Origin of the sequence: Corynebacterium senegalense (assembly GCF_900411315.1) — a bacterium.
Taxonomy (GTDB): domain Bacteria; phylum Actinomycetota; class Actinomycetes; order Mycobacteriales; family Mycobacteriaceae; genus Corynebacterium; species Corynebacterium senegalense.
Genome location: NZ_LS990887.1, coordinates 1822105 through 1838872 on the forward strand (window position 1 = coordinate 1822105; position 16768 = coordinate 1838872).

Below are 16768 nucleotides of genomic sequence, written 5' to 3' on the forward strand. Positions count from 1 at the left end.
CCCTTCCCGGTAGAGGGAGGGGGCTTTCTCACGTTCCGGGGCCTCGTTTTTCGTTAGGGTGGTGGGCACAGTTGTCCAACGGAAATCGGAGGCGAAAGACATGGCAGAGACCCCCAACTACGAGATAGTGAAGAACGAGGAGCGCGGGCAGTACGAGATCCACGTCGACGGCAAGGTCGCGGGTTTTGCCACCTACCAGGACCGCGGCGAGGCGCGCGTGCTCCCGCACACAGTTGTCGAGGAGGAGTTCCAGGGCAAGGGCCTGTCGAAGCCGCTGATCAAGTTCGCGCTTGACGACGTCCGCTCCGACGGGCTGAAGGTCATCCCCGCGTGCCCGGCGGTCGCCGGCTACATCGAAAAGAACCCCGAGTACCGGGACCTCGTGGCCTAGTCGCTCGGGGGAGGGGCTGCTCAGATGATGTAGCTGCCGGGGTCGAAGTACTTGTCGGGGTCGACGAGGTGCTTCGTCTCCTCGGTCCGGCGCTCGCGCACCTTGGCGGGGATGCCCACCGCGATGGAGTTCGGGGGGATCGACTTGGTCACCACGGCGTTGGCGCCGATGGCGGAGTTTGCGCCGATGGTCACCGGCCCGAGCACCTTGGCACCGGCGCCGATGGTCACGTTGTCCTCGACCGTGGGGTGGCGCTTCGTCTGCGTGAGCACCTGACCGCCCAGCGTCACCCCGTGGTAGAGCATGACGCCGTCGCCGATCTCGGCGGTCTCCCCGATGACGATGCCCATGCCGTGGTCGATGAAGAAGCGCCGGCCGATCGTCGCGCCCGGGTGGATTTCCACGCCGGTGAGGAAGCGGTTGATCTGGGCGAGGATGCGGGCCGGGCCCTTGATGTCGCGTTTCCACATCCAGTGGCAGGCGCGGTGCATCCAGATGGCGTGGAGACCGGAATAGACGATCGCGTTCTCCAGGTCGCCACGGGCGGCCGGGTCGTGAGCGCGGGCGTTTCGCAGATCCTCGCGGATCGTTGTCAGGACCTTCCACATGAGGGCACAGTCTAACAGCGCTGCGGGCAAGCAGGGGTGCGGAGACGGAAAACGCCCCGCACCGGGCGGGGCGTTGTCTCGGGGAGCTTAGTCGCGGATGTCCTCGTAGAGGATGGTGGAGACGTAGCGCTCGCCGAAGTCGGGGATGATGACCACGATGGTCTTGCCCTCGCTCTCGGGGCGCTGCGCCACCTCGAGGGCGGCCTTGAGGTTCGCGCCGGCGGAAATGCCGCCGAGGATGCCCTCGGCGCGACTGAGCTCGCGGGCGGTCTCCACGGCGTCCTCGTTGCTCACCGCGATGATCTCGTCAAGGATCCCGCGGTTCAGGGTGCCGGGGATGAAGTTGGCGCCGAGGCCCTGGATCTTGTGCGGGCCCGCCTCGCCCTTCGACAGCAGCGGGGAGGCGGCGGGCTCTACCGCCACGAGCCTGACGTCGGGCTTGCGCTCCTTCAGGTACGCACCCGCGCCGGAGATGGTGCCGCCGGTGCCCACGCCCGCCACGAGGACGTCGACCTCGCCGTCGGTGTCGTTCCAGATCTCCGGGCCGGTGGTCTCGTAGTGCATCTTCGGGTTGGCCTCGTTCTCGAACTGGCGCGCCAGGATGGCGTTGTCGTTCTCCGCGACGATCTCGTCGGCCTTCTCCACCGCGCCCTTCATCCCGGCGGCGCCGGGGGTGAGCACGATGTCGGCGCCGAGGGCGCGCAGGATGACCCGGCGCTCGGTCGACATGGTCTCGGGCATGGTGAGGATGACCTTGTATCCCTTCGCGGCGCCCGCCAGCGCCAGGGCGATGCCGGTGTTGCCGGAGGTCGCCTCGACGATGGTGCCGCCGGGCTTGAGCTCTCCGGAGGCCTCCGCGGCCTCGACGATGGCCTTGCCGATGCGGTCCTTCACCGAGTTGGCCGGGTTGTAGAACTCCAGCTTCGCCAGGATGCGGGCCTTGGCGCCGCCGGTGACGTCGTGAAGCTCGACGAGCGGGGTGCCGCCGACGAGGTCGAGAACGTTGTTGGCGATCTTGCTCATTGTTTCTTTTCTCCTTCGCGGCCTGTGTTCTAGCCGCTGTCGCGTTCGTGACAGCCGCTGCGGGGCGCGCCGGAAGTAGGCGCGGGCGCGGTTGCTAGACGATAGTGTACACCCGATTATTGAACAGCCAAGTATGAATTAAATAGACCGTACTGTCTATAAGTTGCCGGTCAGACGTTCGCCCCACCCCCGGCCGTGGGCGACGCGCGGCGGGCGGGGTGAGATTTGGCTACCCCCGAAAGCGCGATATGATGATGCCTATCCGATGGCAGGATCAGTCAAGTTCGGACGTGACATGTCCCCCCGCGGGGACACCCGCAGGGGTGGAGGCTCTAAGGATCGATGATGGATGATGGACGCCCAGAGAATCAGGGATGACGACGACGCAATCCGCGCGGCACTCACGGCGCTGAAGACCGCAACGGGGATTCCCGTGGCGATGTACGGAACGCTGCTCGCCGACAATCGGCTCCAGATCACCCAGTGGATCGGCCTGCGCACCCCCGCCCTGCAGAACCTCGTGATCGAGTCCGGGTCCGGCGTCGGCGGGCGGGTCGTGGCGACGCGCAGGGCCGTGGGCATCTCCGACTACACCCGGGCGAACGTGATCTCCCACGAGTATGACCGCCAGATCCAGGACGAGGGGCTCCACTCCATCGTCGCGGTCCCGGTCATCGTCCAGCGCGAGATCCGGGGCGTGCTCTACGTCGGTGTCCACTCGCCGGTGCGGCTCGGCGACAAGGTGATCGAGGAGGTCACCATGACCGCTCGCACCCTCGAGCAGGACCTCGCGGTCAACTCCGCTTTACGACGCACCGACGGCGCCAAGGGGACCGCGAAGGCCGGCCGGGTGATGAACGGCGCGGAGTGGGAGCAGGTGCGCTCGACGCACTCCAAGCTGCGCATGCTGGCCAACCGCGTCGATGACGAGGCGCTGCGCAAGGAGCTCGAGCAGCTCTGCGACCAGATGGTCTCGCCGGTGCGGATCAAGCAGTCGACCAAGCTCTCCGCCAGGGAACTCGACGTGCTCTCCTGCGTCGCGCTCGGCCACACCAACGTCGAGGCGGCGGAGGAGATGGGGATCGGGGCCGAGACGGTCAAATCCTATCTGCGCAGCGTAATGCGCAAACTGGGAGCCCACACCCGCTACGAGGCCGTCAACGCGGCGCGCCGTATCGGAGCCCTGCCCTAGCCGCCCTTCGGTACTGTGGACGGCGTGAAAGAAAGATTTCTGGTCAACGGAGGAACGCGGCTCGAAGGCGTCGTCGGGGTTGACGGGGCGAAAAACAGCGTCCTGAAGCTCATGGCGGCCACGCTGCTCACCGAGGGCACGACCGTCCTGCACAACTGCCCGGAGATCCTCGACGTCCCGCTTATGCGCGACGTGCTGGTCGGCCTGGGCTGCGAGGTGGACATCGACGGCCCCGTCGTCACGATCACGACACCGGCCGAAGTTTCCCCGCACGCCGACTTCGAGGCGGTCCGGCAGTTCCGCGCCTCGGTTGCCGTCCTCGGCCCCCTCGCAGCCCGCTGTGGCGAGGCGTACGTGGCGCTCCCCGGCGGCGATGCCATCGGCTCGCGTCCCCTCGACATGCACCAATCCGGCTTGGAGAAGCTCGGGGCCACCACCCACATCCAGCACGGGGCCGTGGTGGCCAAGGCCGACAAGCTGGTCGGCGCAAACATCAGCCTCGACTTCCCCTCGGTGGGGGCCACGGAGAACATCGTCACCGCCGCTGTCCTCGCCGAGGGCAGGACCGTGCTCGACAACGCCGCGCGCGAGCCGGAGATCGTGGACCTCTGCGACATGCTCAACTCCATGGGGGCCCGCATCTCCGGAGCCGGGACCTCGACGTTGACCATCGACGGAGTGGAGAAGCTCAGCCCCACCGAGCACACGGTGGTCGGGGACCGGATCGTCGCCGGCACGTGGGCCTACGCGGCGGCCATGACGCAGGGTGACGTCACGGTCACGGGGATCGCCCCGCGGCACCTCCACCTCGCGCTGGCCAAGCTGCGCGTCGCCGGAGCCGACGTGGAGACCTACGACCACGGCTTCCGCGTCCGCATGCAGGGCCGCCCCCAGGCGGTTGACTACCAGACCCTGCCCTTTCCGGGTTTCCCGACGGACCTGCAGCCCATGGCCATCGGCATCGCCGCGATCGCGAACGGCGTCTCCGTCATCACCGAGAACGTTTTCGAGGCGCGATTCCGCTTCGTCGACGAGATGCTGCGCCTCGGCGCCGACGCCAACGTTGACGGGCACCACGTCGTGCTCCGCGGCGTGGAGCAGTTGTCTTCCACGGACGTCTGGGCCTCGGACATCCGCGCCGGGGCGGGCCTCGTCCTGGCCGGCCTGGTCGCCGACGACGTGACGACGGTCCACGACGTCTCCCACATCGACCGCGGCTATCCGCGCTTCGTGGAAAACCTCAACGAGCTCGGCGCCTCGATCGAGAGGGTTTAGCGGCTCCGGAAACGGTGCAATCAAGGCGGGACAAGCGCTGCTTGTCCCGCCTTCTTTATGCCCGTTGAGCTGGGGATTTGTGTTTGGTTGTGGGTGTGTGTAGCTTTATGTGAGTCAGCGAGACCGACAGCGCCCCGCCGCAGTGAGTGTGGTGAGTTGGCGGGCAGGAAAACTATCGCTGGTATTCAATTCGCCTCTTTGACTGGCCTGGTTTTTGCTGGGTTGTGTTGGGTGTGCGTGTGTTGTGTGAGAACTCGATAGTGTGCCAATGTACTTTTTTGTTTGTGGGTTGGTTGTGTGCTGTGTGTGCTTGCTGCTGCTTTTTGGTGGTGGTGGGTGTGTGCCGGTGGGTTGTGCCTGAACCATTTGATGGGGCGCGGCTTTGTTGGTGTTTGCATGGTGCGTGATTGATTCGCGTTTGTGACAGATACTTTTTTTGGTTGCCTTTCCCTGTTTTTTCCCTCGTCAGGGTGGGGAGGGGTGGCCGGTAATTTTGTGGATTGCCAGCGCGCTTGGTGCCTGCTTTTTGGTGGGTGTTGGGTGTGGTGGTTTGTTTTGGTTGGGTTTTGGGCTTTTCACGGCCTGTTTCTTCTGAAGCATTTTTTGTGGAGAGTTTGATCCTGGCTCAGGATGAACGCTGGCGGCGTGCTTAACACATGCAAGTCGAACGGAAAGGCCCTGCTTGCAGGGTACTCGAGTGGCGAACGGGTGAGTAACACGTGGGTGATCTGCCCTGTACTTCGGGATAAGCTTGGGAAACTGGGTCTAATACCGGATAGGACTGCATCGTAGGTGGTGTGGTGGAAAGCTTTTGCGGTATGGGATGAGCTCGCGGCCTATCAGCTTGTTGGTGGGGTAATGGCCTACCAAGGCGTCGACGGGTAGCCGGCCTGAGAGGGTGTACGGCCACATTGGGACTGAGATACGGCCCAGACTCCTACGGGAGGCAGCAGTGGGGAATATTGCACAATGGGCGCAAGCCTGATGCAGCGACGCCGCGTGGGGGATGACGGCCTTCGGGTTGTAAACTCCTTTCGCCAGGGACGAAGCGTAAGTGACGGTACCTGGATAAGAAGCACCGGCTAACTACGTGCCAGCAGCCGCGGTAATACGTAGGGTGCGGGCGTTGTCCGGAATTACTGGGCGTAAAGAGCTAGAAGGTGGGTTGTCGCGTCGTGTGTGTAAGTCCGCGGCGTAACTGTGGGACTGCAGGCGATACGGGCATAACTTGAGTGCTGTAGGGGAGACTGGAATTCCTGGTGTAGCGGTGAAATGCGCAGATATCAGGAGGAACACCGATGGCGAAGGCAGGTCTCTGGGCAGTAACTGACGCTGAGGAGCGAAAGCATGGGTAGCGAACAGGATTAGATACCCTGGTAGTCCATGCCGTAAACGGTGGGCGCTAGGTGTGAGTCCCTTCCACGGGGTTCGTGCCGTAGCTAACGCATTAAGCGCCCCGCCTGGGGAGTACGGCCGCAAGGCTAAAACTCAAAGGAATTGACGGGGGCCCGCACAAGCGGCGGAGCATGTGGATTAATTCGATGCAACGCGAAGAACCTTACCTGGGCTTGACATACACCGGACCGGGCCAGAGATGGTCTTTCCCTTTGTGGCTGGTGTACAGGTGGTGCATGGTTGTCGTCAGCTCGTGTCGTGAGATGTTGGGTTAAGTCCCGCAACGAGCGCAACCCTTGTCTTATGTTGCCAGCACGTTGTGGTGGGGACTCATGAGAGACTGCCGGGGTTAACTCGGAGGAAGGTGGGGATGACGTCAAATCATCATGCCCCTTATGTCCAGGGCTTCACACATGCTACAATGGTCGGTACAGCGCGTGCGCGAGTTCGTGAGGATGAGCTAATCGCTGAAAGCCGGTCGTAGTTCGGATTGGGGTCTGCAACTCGACCCCATGAAGTCGGAGTCGCTAGTAATCGCAGATCAGCAACGCTGCGGTGAATACGTTCCCGGGCCTTGTACACACCGCCCGTCACGTCATGAAAGTTGGTAACACCCGAAGCCAGTGGCTCAAACTCGTTAGAGAGCTGTCGAAGGTGGGATCGGCGATTGGGACGAAGTCGTAACAAGGTAGCCGTACCGGAAGGTGCGGCTGGATCACCTCCTTTCTAAGGAGTTTTTGTTTTTGTGTGCCCCACGGTTGTGGGGTGTGTGGTTGAGTGCCCGTGTGTGGTGCTGCCGCGTTTTTTGTTGAAATCCGGGTGGAGGCATGCCGGCATCATTGTGTGTGGTGCTTTGTGCGTGTGGTGTGCAATTGTTGCCTGCAAGCGAGTGGTCTTTTGTGGACGGGTATGTTGGTGCGCTGTCGGGTGTCTGGGATGATACGCGTTTGTGTGTTGTTTCCTTAGGCCCTGCATGCTTGGGCACGTCCGTGTGGTGTGTTTTTGGTGTGTGGGTGTGGTGTGTGAGAACTGTATAGTGGACGCGAGCATCTTTATTCTTGTGTGCGTGCCTGCCTTGTGGTGGGTGCGTGTTGTTAGTGTTTTTTAAGGGCGTACGGTGGATGCCTTGGTATGCTGAGCCGATGAAGGACGTGTGAGGCTGCGTTAAGCCTCGGGGAGTTGCCAACAAAGCGTTGATCCGAGGATGTCCGAATGGGGAAACCCGGCACCAGTTGTGTGGTGTGACCTGCAGGTGAATTCATAGCCTGTGTGGGGGTGACGCGGGGAAGTGAAACATCTCAGTACCCGTAGGAGAAGAAAACAATTGTGATTCCGTTAGTAGTGGCGAGCGAAGGCGGATGAGGCTAAACCATGTGTGTGTGATACCTGGCAGGGGTTGCGCATGTGGGGTTGTGGGGATGCATGTTGCAGGTACTGTCATGCCTGTGCACATTCAGCGCGTGTTAGCGGAAGTTGCCTGGGATGGTGCGCCGTAGTGGGTGAGAGCCCCTGTACGTGAAGGCGTGTGTTGGTGTGTTGTGTGTTTCCCGAGTAGCAGCGGGCTCGTGGAATCTGCTGTGAATCTGCCGGGACCACCCGGTAAGCCTAAATACTCAGTGTGACCGATAGTGGATAGTACCGTGAGGGAATGGTGAAAAGTACCCCGGGAGGGGAGTGAAATAGTTCCTGAAACCGTGCGCTTACAATCCGTCAGAGCACCTCGTGTGTGTGATGGCGTGCCTTTTGAAGAATGAGCCTGCGAGTCAGCGGCATGTCGCGAGGTTAACCCGTTGGTGGGGGAGCCGTAGCGAAAGCGAATCCTAATGGGGTGTTGCAAGTGGCATGTCCTGGACCCGAAGCGGGGTGATCTACCCATGGCCAGTGTGAAGCAGCTGTAAGAGGTTGTGGAGGCGCGAACCCACTTAGGTTGAAAACTGAGGGGATGAGCTGTGGGTAGGGGTGAAAGGCCAATCAAACTCCGTGATAGCTGGTTCTCCCCGAAATGCATTTAGGTGCAGCGTCATGTTAGCTTGCCGGAGGTAGAGCTACTGGTTGGTTGAGCGGGACTATCATCTTAGCAATGTCAGCCAAACTCCGAATGCCGGTTGAAGTGGTGCATGGCAGTGAGACTGTGGGGGATAAGCTTCATAGTCGAGAGGGAAACAGCCCAGATCGCCGGTTAAGGCCCCTAAGGGTGTACTAAGTGGAAAAGGATGTGGGATCGCGAAGACAGCCAGGAGGTTGGCTTAGAAGCAGCCATCCTTGAAAGAGTGCGTAATAGCTCACTGGTCGAGTGGTTCCGCGCCGACAATTCAGTGGGGCTCAAGTACACCGCCGAAGCCGCGGCATAACATGTGTTATGGGTAGGGGAGCGTCGTGCATGGGGTGAAGCAGTACCGGAAGGGGCTGTGGACTGTGTGCGAGTGAGAATGCAGGCATGAGTAACGAGTGATAAGTGAGAATCTTATCCGCCGGATGACTAAGGGTTCCTGGGTCAAGTTCGTCTTCCCAGGGTGAGTCGGGTCCTAAGGCGAGGCCGACAGGCGTAGTCGATGGTCAACGGGTTGATATTCCCGTACCCGTGTATACGCGCCCAAGACTGGACCGGTGATACTAACCACGCCGAGTGCTGCTGTCACTTGCTCTTTGAGTGGTGTGGTGGGACGAGGTGTGGGGCCTGATCCGTAGTAGGTCAGTGATGGGGTGACGCAGGAAGGTAGCTACGCCGCTTAATGGATTGCGGTGCAAGCGTGTGGCACGGGCCCTTGTTAAATGCGGGGCTCATTATGTGTGAGGCGTGATGCGTAGCCCCTTTGTGGGGTGATGGTGGTGATCCTATGCTGTCGAGAAAAGCCTCTAGCGAGTGTGTACACGGCCCGTACCCGAAACCGACACAGGTAGTCAGGTAGAGAATACTAAGGCGGTCGGGTGAACTGTGGTTAAGGAACTCGGCAAATTGCCCCCGTAACTTCGGGAGAAGGGGGACCCTGCTGTGTGCGCCATCTTTACGGTGGTTAGCGTGGTGGGGTCGCAGAGAATAGAGGGGAGCGACTGTTTATCAAAAACACAGGTCCGTGCGAAGACTTTTACGTTGATGTATACGGACTGACGCCTGCCCGGTGCTGGAAGGTTAAGAGGACCTGTTAGGCATGTTGTGCCGAAGCGGAGAATTTAAGCCCCAGTAAACGGCGGTGGTAACTATAACCATCCTAAGGTAGCGAAATTCCTTGTCGGGTAAGTTCCGACCTGCACGAATGGCGTAACGACTCCCCTGCTGTCTCAACCACAGGCCCGGTGAAATTGCAGTACGAGTAAAGATGCTCGTTTCGCGCGGCAGGACGAAAAGACCCCGGGACCTTCACTATAGCTTGGTATTGGTGTTCGGTGCGGTTTGTGTAGGATAGGTGGGAGACTGTGATACGGCCACGCCAGTGGTTGTGGAGTCGTTGTTGAAATACCACTCTGACCGTAGTGGATACCTTAACCTTGGCCCATGATCTGGGTTGGGGACAGTGCCTGGTGGGTAGTTTAACTGGGGCGGTTGCCTCCCAAAGAGTAACGGAGGCGCCCAAAGGTTCCCTCAGCCTGGTTGGCAATCAGGTGGCGAGTGTAAGTGCACAAGGGAGCTTGACTGCGAGACTGACTAGTCGAGCAGGGACGAAAGTCGGGACTAGTGATCCGGCACCTACTTGTGGATGTGGTGTCGCTCAACGGATAAAAGGTACCCCGGGGATAACAGGCTGATCTTCCCCAAGAGTCCATATCGACGGGATGGTTTGGCACCTCGATGTCGGCTCGTCGCATCCTGGGGCTGGAGTAGGTCCCAAGGGTTGGGCTGTTCGCCCATTAACGCGGCACGCGAGCTGGGTTCAGAACGTCGTGAGACAGTTCGGTCTCTATCCGCCGCGCGCGTTGAAACTTGAAGAAGGCTGTCCCTAGTACGAGAGGACCGGGACGGACGTACCTCTGGTGTGCCAGTTGTTCCGCCAGGAGCACGGCTGGTTGGCTACGTACGGAAGGGATAACCGCTGAAAGCATCTAAGCGGGAAGCCTGTTTTGAGATGAGGTTTCTTTTGAGGTTCCCCACAGACTATGGGGTTGATAGGCCGGATCTGGACACGCAGCAATGCGCGAAGGTGACCGGTACTAATACACCAACAAACACAACAAACACTGAGCACCAAGAATCGTGCCCGCGTCCACTATGCAGTATCTGACACACCACACCACCAACCAGTGCGTGTGTGGAGGCCAGAACAATAATTGAACATGAACCCAACATGATCAACCCAACAAGTGTGTCGGTGGTTGATGGCGGCGGGGAAACGCCCGGACCCATTCCGAACCCGGAAGCTAAGCCCGCCCGCGCTGATGGTACTGCCCCCGGGAGGGAGTGGGAGAGTAAGTTACCGCCGACCCAACAACTTCACAAAAACAAAAGCGCCTGACCCCACCCGGGACAGGCGCTTTTGCTTCACCCGAGCCCTGTGCGAAGGACCCGCCCCATGTAGCGTGTAGTGAGCAATTGCCACCGACGCGCGGGAGCGGACAACATGGGACATCATTCTTTGGAAGAGACGCAGGGGGAGCGTCGTGAAGCGGCTGCCCGGGCCGTGGACCTGGTCAAGACCTACGGGCAGGGCGCGACCCAGGTGGTCGCCCTCGACGGCGTGTCCGTCGACTTCGCCGCGAACGAGTTCACCGCCATCATGGGCCCCTCGGGTTCGGGCAAGTCCACGCTGATGCACGCGATGGCGGGCCTTGACTCGTTCACCTCGGGCTCCGCCTACATCGGGGGAACGGACCTGGCGGGTCTCAGCGACAAGGAGCTGACAGCGCTGCGTCGCGACAGGCTCGGTTTCATCTTCCAGTCCTTCAACCTCGTTCCCACCCTCACCGCGGCGGAGAACATCACCCTCCCCACCGACATCGCCGGCCGGAAGGTCGACCAGGAGTGGTTCGAGGAGATCACCCGTCGCCTCGGCCTGGCGGAGCGCCTTTCCCACCGCCCGAGCGAGCTGTCCGGCGGGCAGCAGCAGCGCGTCGCCTGCGCCCGCGCCCTCGTGAGCCGGCCCGACATCATCTTCGGCGACGAGCCCACCGGCAACCTCGACTCCAACGCGAGCCGGGAGGTGCTCGACATCCTGCGCAACGCGGTCGACGCGGACGGGCAGACGGTAGTCATCGTCACCCACGACGCGCGCGCGGCCTCCTACGCCGACCGCGTGATCTTCCTGCGCGACGGCCGAATCGTCGACGAGCTTTACGAGCCCACGATGGACGCGATCCTCCAGGTCATGTCCGGGATCGAGGGATAGCGTGGCCTCGACTATGACACGGGTGTCGCTGCGCAACATCGGCGCCCACAAGCTTCGCCTCGCCCTGACGGTCCTCGCGGTCGTGCTGGGCACCGCCTTCATCGCGGGCTCGCTCATGTTCACGAACATGCTCGAGCGCACCTTCGACCAGGCGGTCAGCTCGCAGTTCGACGGCGTCGACGCGGTCGTCTCCGCCGGGGAGTCGGGCGCCTCGCCGACCCTCGAGGTGGTCTCGGAGCTCGAGGCCGACGGGCGGGTCGCGGCGGTCAACGAGAGCGGCACGACGACGGTGGTCGCCGCAAAGTCCGACGGCACGGCGATTCAGACGGGGCAGGGCGCGTCCTCCGCGGGGATCTACTACGACGTGGAGTCCTCCGTCGCCGCGGCCCCCGAGGTGGTGGAGGGCCGCGCCCCAGAGGCTGTGGGGGAGGCGATCCTCAACAGCAACGCCGCCGAGAAGTACGGGGTGGGCCTCGACGAGAAGCTCACGGTGGTCGATCCCGCGGGCCGCCGGGAGTACACCGTGGTGGGCCTCTACGACGACGGCCTCACCCAGGCATCCTCCCTCGGTTTCAAGGTGTCCCCCGAGACCTACAACGAGTTCTACACCGACGGCACCACCGTGCCCGAGCTTACCCTGCGCGCGAGCGAGGGGACCACGGATCAGCAGCTTGTCGACGCCCTCCGCGGCGCCTACCCCGAGTACACCATCGACACCGGAGAGGCGAAGGCGGACGAGGCGTCGAAGGCGATCAAGGAGGGGCTGAGCTTCGTCAGCTACTTCCTCATCGCCTTCGGCCTCGTCGGCCTCCTAGTGGGCACCTTCCTCATCGCGAACACCTTCTCGATGATCGTCGCCCAGCGCACCAAGGAGTTTGCGCTGCTGCGCGCCCTGGGCTCCAGCCGCCGCCAGATCACCCGCTCGGTCGCCGTGGAGGCCTTCGTGGTCGGCGTGTTCGGCTCCGCCTTCGGTGTCGTCGCCGGCGCCGCGCTTGTCGCGGTGATCAAGGCGGTCATGGGCGCCAACGGCATGGAGCTGCCCCAGGGCGGACTCGGGCTGTCCACCGACGCCGTCGTGGTGCCGATCGTGGTGGGCACGGCGGTGACCATGCTTTCCGCCTGGGCGCCGGCGCGGCGGGCGGGCCGCGTCCAGCCGGTCGAGGCGATGCGCTCGAGCGAGTCCGCGGCGCCGCAGCCCCTCACGGCGCGCACCGTCGCCGGCGGGGTGCTCATCGCCCTCGGTGTGGCCGCCGCCGCGGGCGGGATGGCGTGGTCGGAGGGGTCGACGGGCAACCGCGCGATGCTGGTCGGCGCGGCGGCTGTCGCCGTGATCGGCGGGGCATTCCTCGCGGGCCCCGCGCTCAGCCTGCCGGTCGTCCCGCCGCTCGGGCGGGTCATCGGGGCGCCGTTCGGTGCCGTCGGCAAGCTTGCGTCGACGAACACCCGCCGCAACCCGCGCCGCACGAGCGCGACCGCGTTCGCGCTTCTGCTGGGCATTGCGCTGGTGACGGTCATCGGGATGCTGGGAGCGACGATGAAGCAGTCGGTCGCAGACATCTCGGAGAGCGAGGTCACCGCCGACTACGTCCTCTCCGGGCCGACCTCGGGCGCCTTCCCGGTGCCCGCGGAGGTGCCCGCGGCCGTTGACGCCGCCGAGGGGGTGGGCGAGGTCGTCTCCTACAGCGAGGCGCCCGTCACCGTCGACGGGGAGTACAGCTACGCGATGGGCACCTACGGCGCGACACCCGTCTTCGCGGGCAACCCGGGGGATCTGTTCATCCTCGACGTCACGGAGGGCAGCCCGGACCTGGGCGCCGGAACCGTGCTCGCCCCGCGCGACTACGCGGAGGCGCACGGGTGGTCCGTCGGGGACACGGTCACCGTCGCCGCGCCCGGTCTCTCCCAGAACACGGCCGAGGCCACGGTGGGCGGAATCTTCGAGCCCTCCAACGTGGTCACGGGCGCGGTGGTGAGCCGCGACACCGCGCTGCAGGTCCTGCCCGAAAGCGCCCTGACCATCCAGGTGGTCGGCGCCAACGGCGACGGCTCCGTGACCGACGAGCAGCTGCGTACCAACCTGGAGGAGGTCGTGCGGCCCTTCATCGTGGTCCAGGTCCGCTCCACGGCAGACATGAGCGGCGAGGTCAGCGGCATGATCGACCAGATGCTGTTCATCCTCTACGCGCTGCTGTCGCTGGCTGTCGTGATCGCGGTGCTGGGGATCATCAACACGCTCACGCTGTCGGTGATCGAGCGGCGCCAGGAGATCGGCATGCTGCGCGCCGTGGGCACCCAGCGCGGCCAGGTGCGCATCATGATCATCCTCGAGTCGGTGCAGATGGCGGTGTTCGGCGCGCTCTCCGGCATCCTCATGGGCCTCGGACTGGGGTGGGCGTTCCTCACCGTCCTGAGCGACCAGGGGCTGGAGAGCATCCAGATCCCGTGGGCGCTGGTGGCCACCATGCTCGCCGGCTCGGTCGCGGTGGGCGTGCTCGCGGCCCTGTGGCCCGCCCAGCGCGCCGCCGCGACCCCGCCCCTCGACGCCATCGCCGACTGATCTCCCCCTCGGGGGTGGCGGCGCTCAGCCGAAGGCGCGCTGGCCGTAGACCATGCCGAAGTACGCGGCGACGACGGTCACGGCGGCCGTCGACAGGGCGGAGCGCGCCGCCTGAGCCCAGTGGCGGGCCTTGAGGTGCTCGCCCAGCTCCCGCGCCAGCGTGGACCACGTGGACAGCGCCCCCGCGAAGCCGGTGCCCACCAGGAGGGGAAGGATGCCCGGTAGGGCCAGCGAGAAGCCTAGGACGGCAGAGCCGACCACGTTCGCCGCCCAGGTGCCCGGGTGGCGGTAGTTCCCGTTGAGCCGGACCAGCGCCCAGCGCGCCACGCCGCCCACGAACCCGCCTGCCGCCACGGCGGCCGCGCCCAGCAGAAACGTGTTCACGCGCGCCGCCCCCTCAACGCGTCGCCGGCGAACCACGCCGCCATGCAGGCGGCGAAGCTGCTCACCAGGGTGGCGGCGGCCCCGGCGGGGGAGGACTGCGCCGCCGCCAGCGAAACCGCCGAGAGGGTGGAAAAGCCACCGAGGACGCCCATCCCCCAGAACTTGCCGGGGGCGAAAAAGCCCATCGCGAAGCACGACAGCGCGTTGACCAGCGTGGTCAACACGTGCACCTCGATGCCCGTAAGCGGCGCCTCGAGGAAGACCGCGTAGCGGGCTGTCGCGCCGAGGGCCGCGCCGAGGCCGACGAGGAGAGCATCTTTCCACACGTCCTCCCACCCTAGACCCCTGCCAGCCGTGGCAGAAAAGCCGCCGCGCGGGGAAGATGGGTGGAGAGACTGCAACCACATAGCACCGTCAAAGGAGTGCCCCACCATGGCTCACGACCGAGCAGGCCAGCCGGCCCGCCCCGAAGACCTCATTGACATCGCCGAGGTCGTCACCGCCTACTACACGCGTGACATCGACCCGGACGACCCCGCCCAGCAGGTGTCCTTCGGCACCTCGGGGCACCGTGGCAGCTCGCTGGACAACGCGTTCAACCAGCAGCACATCTGGGCCACGACGCAGGCGATCGTCGACTACCGCCGCGGCGAGGGCATCGAGGGGCCCGTCTACATCGGCCGCGACACCCACGCCCTGTCCGAGCCGGCGATGGTCTCCGCCCTCGAAGTGCTGCTCGCGAACGGGGTGGACGTGCGCGTCGACGCCGCCGGACGCTACACCCCGACCCCGGCCGTCTCCCACGCCATCCTGCGCCACAACGCCGCCGCGGAGGGGGCGCGACGCGCCGACGGCATCGTCGTCACGCCCTCGCACAACCCGCCGCGCGACGGCGGATTCAAGTACAACCCGCCCACCGGCGGCCCGGCCGGGGCGGAGGCCACCGACTGGATCGCCGAGCGGGCCAACGAGTACATCGCCGCGGGCCTGAGGGGGGTTCAGAGGGCTTCGGTAAGCGGCGTGCTCGACGAGCGCGCGGAGAAGTTCGACTTCCTGGGCAACTACGTGCAGGACCTGCCGAACGTGGTGGACCTCGCGGCGATCCGCGAGTCCGGGCTGAGCATCGGCGCCGACCCGATGGGCGGGGCGAGCGTGGATTACTGGGGGGCGATCGCCGACACCCACGGCCTGAACATGACCGTGGTCAACCCCGAGGTGGACGCCACCTGGCGCTTCATGACGCTCGACACCGACGGCGCGATCCGCATGGACTGCTCCTCGCCGAACTCCATGGCCTCGCTCGTGCGCAACCGGGACAAGTACGGCATCGCCACGGGCAACGACGCCGACGCGGACCGCCACGGCATTGTCACCCCCGACGCCGGGCTGATGAACCCCAACCACTACCTCGCCGTGGCCATCGACTACCTCTTCTCCCACCGCCCCGGCTGGGCCGAGTCCACCGCGGTGGGCAAAACGCTCGTGTCCTCCTCGATGATCGACCGCGTCGTCGCCTCGCTCGGCCGCACCCTCGTTGAGGTCCCCGTCGGCTTCAAGTGGTTCGTGCCGGGGCTTCTCGACGGCACCATCGGCTTCGGCGGGGAAGAGTCCGCCGGCGCCTCCTTCCTGCGCACCGACGGCACCGTCTGGTCCACTGACAAGGACGGGCTCATCATGGACCTCCTCGCCGCGGAAATCACCGCCGTGACCGGCCAGACCCCCTCGCAGCGCTACGCCGAGCTGGCTGAGAAGTTCGGCGCGCCCGCCTACGCCCGCACCGACGCCCCTGCGACGCGCGAGCAGAAGGCTGTGCTGAAGAAGCTGTCCCCGGAGCAGGTCTCCGCCACCGAGCTGGCCGGGGAGGAGATCACGGCGAAGCTGACGGAGGCGCCGGGCAATGGGGCGTCGATAGGCGGGCTCAAGGTGACCACCGAAAACGCGTGGTTCGCAGCAAGGCCCTCGGGCACCGAGGACAAGTACAAGATCTACGCCGAGTCATTCCGTGGCGCCGAGCACCTCGCGCAGGTGCAGGAAGAGGCCCAGAACCTCGTGGCGGCGGTGCTCGGGGAGTAAACACCCAGCATTTAGCGATACAGCCCACAGTCGTCGCCGGTATTGGGCGCGGCGGCCGTGGGCTAAGGTCGTGTATGTGACAACGAAAGAAAGTGACACACTCGGTACGCGGGAAATGGTGCTGGACGTCCTCTCGGCGGCGGCGCGGTTCTTCATGGCGTACATCTGGATCTCCGCGGGGGCGTCGAAGATCGGCGTCCACATGGACGTCACCCAGACGATCATGGCCTACGAGATCTTCACCCCGGACTGGTCGGACCTCCTGGCCACCCTCATCGGGCCGCTGGAGATCGCGGGCGGCCTGCTGCTGCTTCTGGGCATCAAGCTGCGCCCGGCGGGGTGGGTCTCCATCGGCGTGCTCAGCCTGTTCATCATCGGGCTGGCCTCCGCCTGGTCGCGCGGGCTCGTCATCGACTGCGGCTGCTTCAGCCCCGGCGAGGGCGAGGAGGGGACGAACCTGGTGATGACCATCGGGCGCGACGTCGGCTACATCCTCATCACCCTGTTCATGATCTACCGTCCATACCGGAAATTCGCGCTCTACCCCTAGAA

At 64.3% G+C, this 16768-nt stretch carries 11 protein-coding genes and 3 rRNA genes; 10 read left to right on the forward strand and 4 right to left on the reverse strand.

Translation table 11 applies throughout. From position 1 onward, the window contains the following. Nucleotides 1-100: 100 nt before the first annotated feature. The gene (locus DYZ02_RS08830; RefSeq protein WP_115685911.1) at nt 101-391 is read left to right on the forward strand and encodes a GNAT family N-acetyltransferase; all 291 of its coding nucleotides are present in this window, start codon (nt 101-103) and stop codon (nt 389-391) included. A 20-nt stretch (nt 392-411) separates the two neighbouring features. On the opposite strand, the gene epsC is transcribed toward DYZ02_RS08830, so the two are convergent. After that, nucleotides 412-999, reverse strand: a complete 588-nt coding sequence (gene epsC, locus DYZ02_RS08835) for a serine O-acetyltransferase EpsC (RefSeq protein WP_115685912.1) — start codon at nt 997-999, stop codon at nt 412-414. A gap of 87 nt (nt 1000-1086) precedes the next feature. Beyond that, nucleotides 1087-2022: a cysteine synthase A gene (cysK, locus tag DYZ02_RS08840; RefSeq protein WP_115685913.1), complete on the reverse strand. Its 936-nt coding sequence runs from the start codon at nt 2020-2022 to the stop codon at nt 1087-1089. 352 nt (nt 2023-2374) lie between these two features. Here cysK and ramA point away from each other — a divergent pair, with 352 nt between their 5' ends. The 7 genes from ramA to DYZ02_RS08875 all read left to right on the forward strand — a co-directional run bounded on the left by ramA (nt 2375) and on the right by DYZ02_RS08875 (nt 13759). Beyond that, complete coding sequence (ramA, locus tag DYZ02_RS08845) at nt 2375-3214, forward strand: acetate metabolism transcriptional regulator RamA (RefSeq protein WP_115686444.1); 840 nt, start codon at nt 2375-2377, stop codon at nt 3212-3214. Between the two features lie 24 nt (nt 3215-3238). Further along, nucleotides 3239-4489 carry a UDP-N-acetylglucosamine 1-carboxyvinyltransferase gene (murA, locus tag DYZ02_RS08850; protein ID WP_115686445.1) on the forward strand — a complete coding sequence of 417 codons (1251 nt, stop codon included), beginning with the start codon at nt 3239-3241 and terminating at the stop codon, nt 4487-4489. Nucleotides 4490-5091: 602 nt separating this feature from the next. Further along, nucleotides 5092-6610: ribosomal RNA gene (locus DYZ02_RS08855) — 16S ribosomal RNA — on the forward strand. A gap of 367 nt (nt 6611-6977) precedes the next feature. Continuing rightward, nucleotides 6978-10054 (forward strand): 23S ribosomal RNA (locus tag DYZ02_RS08860). A 130-nt stretch (nt 10055-10184) separates the two neighbouring features. Beyond that, nucleotides 10185-10302 (forward strand): 5S ribosomal RNA (gene rrf, locus DYZ02_RS08865). Together the 16S, 23S and 5S rRNA genes form the textbook arrangement of a ribosomal RNA operon. Nucleotides 10303-10437: 135 nt before the next feature. After that, nucleotides 10438-11202 carry an ABC transporter ATP-binding protein gene (locus tag DYZ02_RS08870; RefSeq protein WP_115685914.1) on the forward strand — a complete coding sequence of 255 codons (765 nt, stop codon included), beginning with the start codon at nt 10438-10440 and terminating at the stop codon, nt 11200-11202. A 13-nt stretch (nt 11203-11215) separates the two neighbouring features. Beyond that, nucleotides 11216-13759, forward strand: coding sequence for an ABC transporter permease (locus DYZ02_RS08875; RefSeq protein ID WP_115685915.1), 2544 nt, complete (start codon nt 11216-11218; stop codon nt 13757-13759). 24 nt (nt 13760-13783) lie between these two features. Here the strand turns inward: DYZ02_RS08875 and DYZ02_RS08880 are convergent, their stop codons facing one another. Then, nucleotides 13784-14143, reverse strand: coding sequence for a FluC/FEX family fluoride channel (locus DYZ02_RS08880; RefSeq protein ID WP_245945744.1), 360 nt, complete (start codon nt 14141-14143; stop codon nt 13784-13786). Then, nucleotides 14140-14469, reverse strand: a complete 330-nt coding sequence (locus DYZ02_RS08885) for a CrcB family protein (protein WP_115685916.1) — start codon at nt 14467-14469, stop codon at nt 14140-14142. Before DYZ02_RS08885 ends, DYZ02_RS08880 begins: the two co-directional genes overlap by 4 nt. Before the next feature lie 106 nt (nt 14470-14575). Here DYZ02_RS08885 and pgm point away from each other — a divergent pair, with 106 nt between their 5' ends. After that, complete coding sequence (gene pgm / locus DYZ02_RS08890; RefSeq protein WP_115685917.1) at nt 14576-16216, forward strand: phosphoglucomutase (alpha-D-glucose-1,6-bisphosphate-dependent); 1641 nt, start codon at nt 14576-14578, stop codon at nt 16214-16216. A 115-nt stretch (nt 16217-16331) separates the two neighbouring features. Continuing rightward, nucleotides 16332-16766, forward strand: a complete 435-nt coding sequence (locus DYZ02_RS08895; protein WP_115685918.1) for a MauE/DoxX family redox-associated membrane protein — start codon at nt 16332-16334, stop codon at nt 16764-16766. Nucleotides 16767-16768: the final 2 nt, after the last annotated feature.

Bases quoted from the DNA above. Each gene is read 5' to 3' on its own strand.
- DYZ02_RS08875 (WP_115685915.1), top strand. From the start codon at position 11,216: ATGACACGGGTGTCGCTGCGCAACATCGGCGCCCACAAGCTTCGCCTC.
- ramA (WP_115686444.1), top strand. From the start codon at position 2,375: ATGGACGCCCAGAGAATCAGGGATGACGACGACGCAATCCGCGCGGCA.
- DYZ02_RS08830 (WP_115685911.1), top strand. From the start codon at position 101: ATGGCAGAGACCCCCAACTACGAGATAGTGAAGAACGAGGAGCGCGGG.
- epsC (WP_115685912.1), bottom strand. From the start codon at position 999: ATGTGGAAGGTCCTGACAACGATCCGCGAGGATCTGCGAAACGCCCGC.
- DYZ02_RS08895 (WP_115685918.1), top strand. From the start codon at position 16,332: ATGGTGCTGGACGTCCTCTCGGCGGCGGCGCGGTTCTTCATGGCGTAC.
- pgm (WP_115685917.1), top strand. From the start codon at position 14,576: ATGGCTCACGACCGAGCAGGCCAGCCGGCCCGCCCCGAAGACCTCATT.
- DYZ02_RS08870 (WP_115685914.1), top strand. From the start codon at position 10,438: ATGGGACATCATTCTTTGGAAGAGACGCAGGGGGAGCGTCGTGAAGCG.
- cysK (WP_115685913.1), bottom strand. From the start codon at position 2,022: ATGAGCAAGATCGCCAACAACGTTCTCGACCTCGTCGGCGGCACCCCG.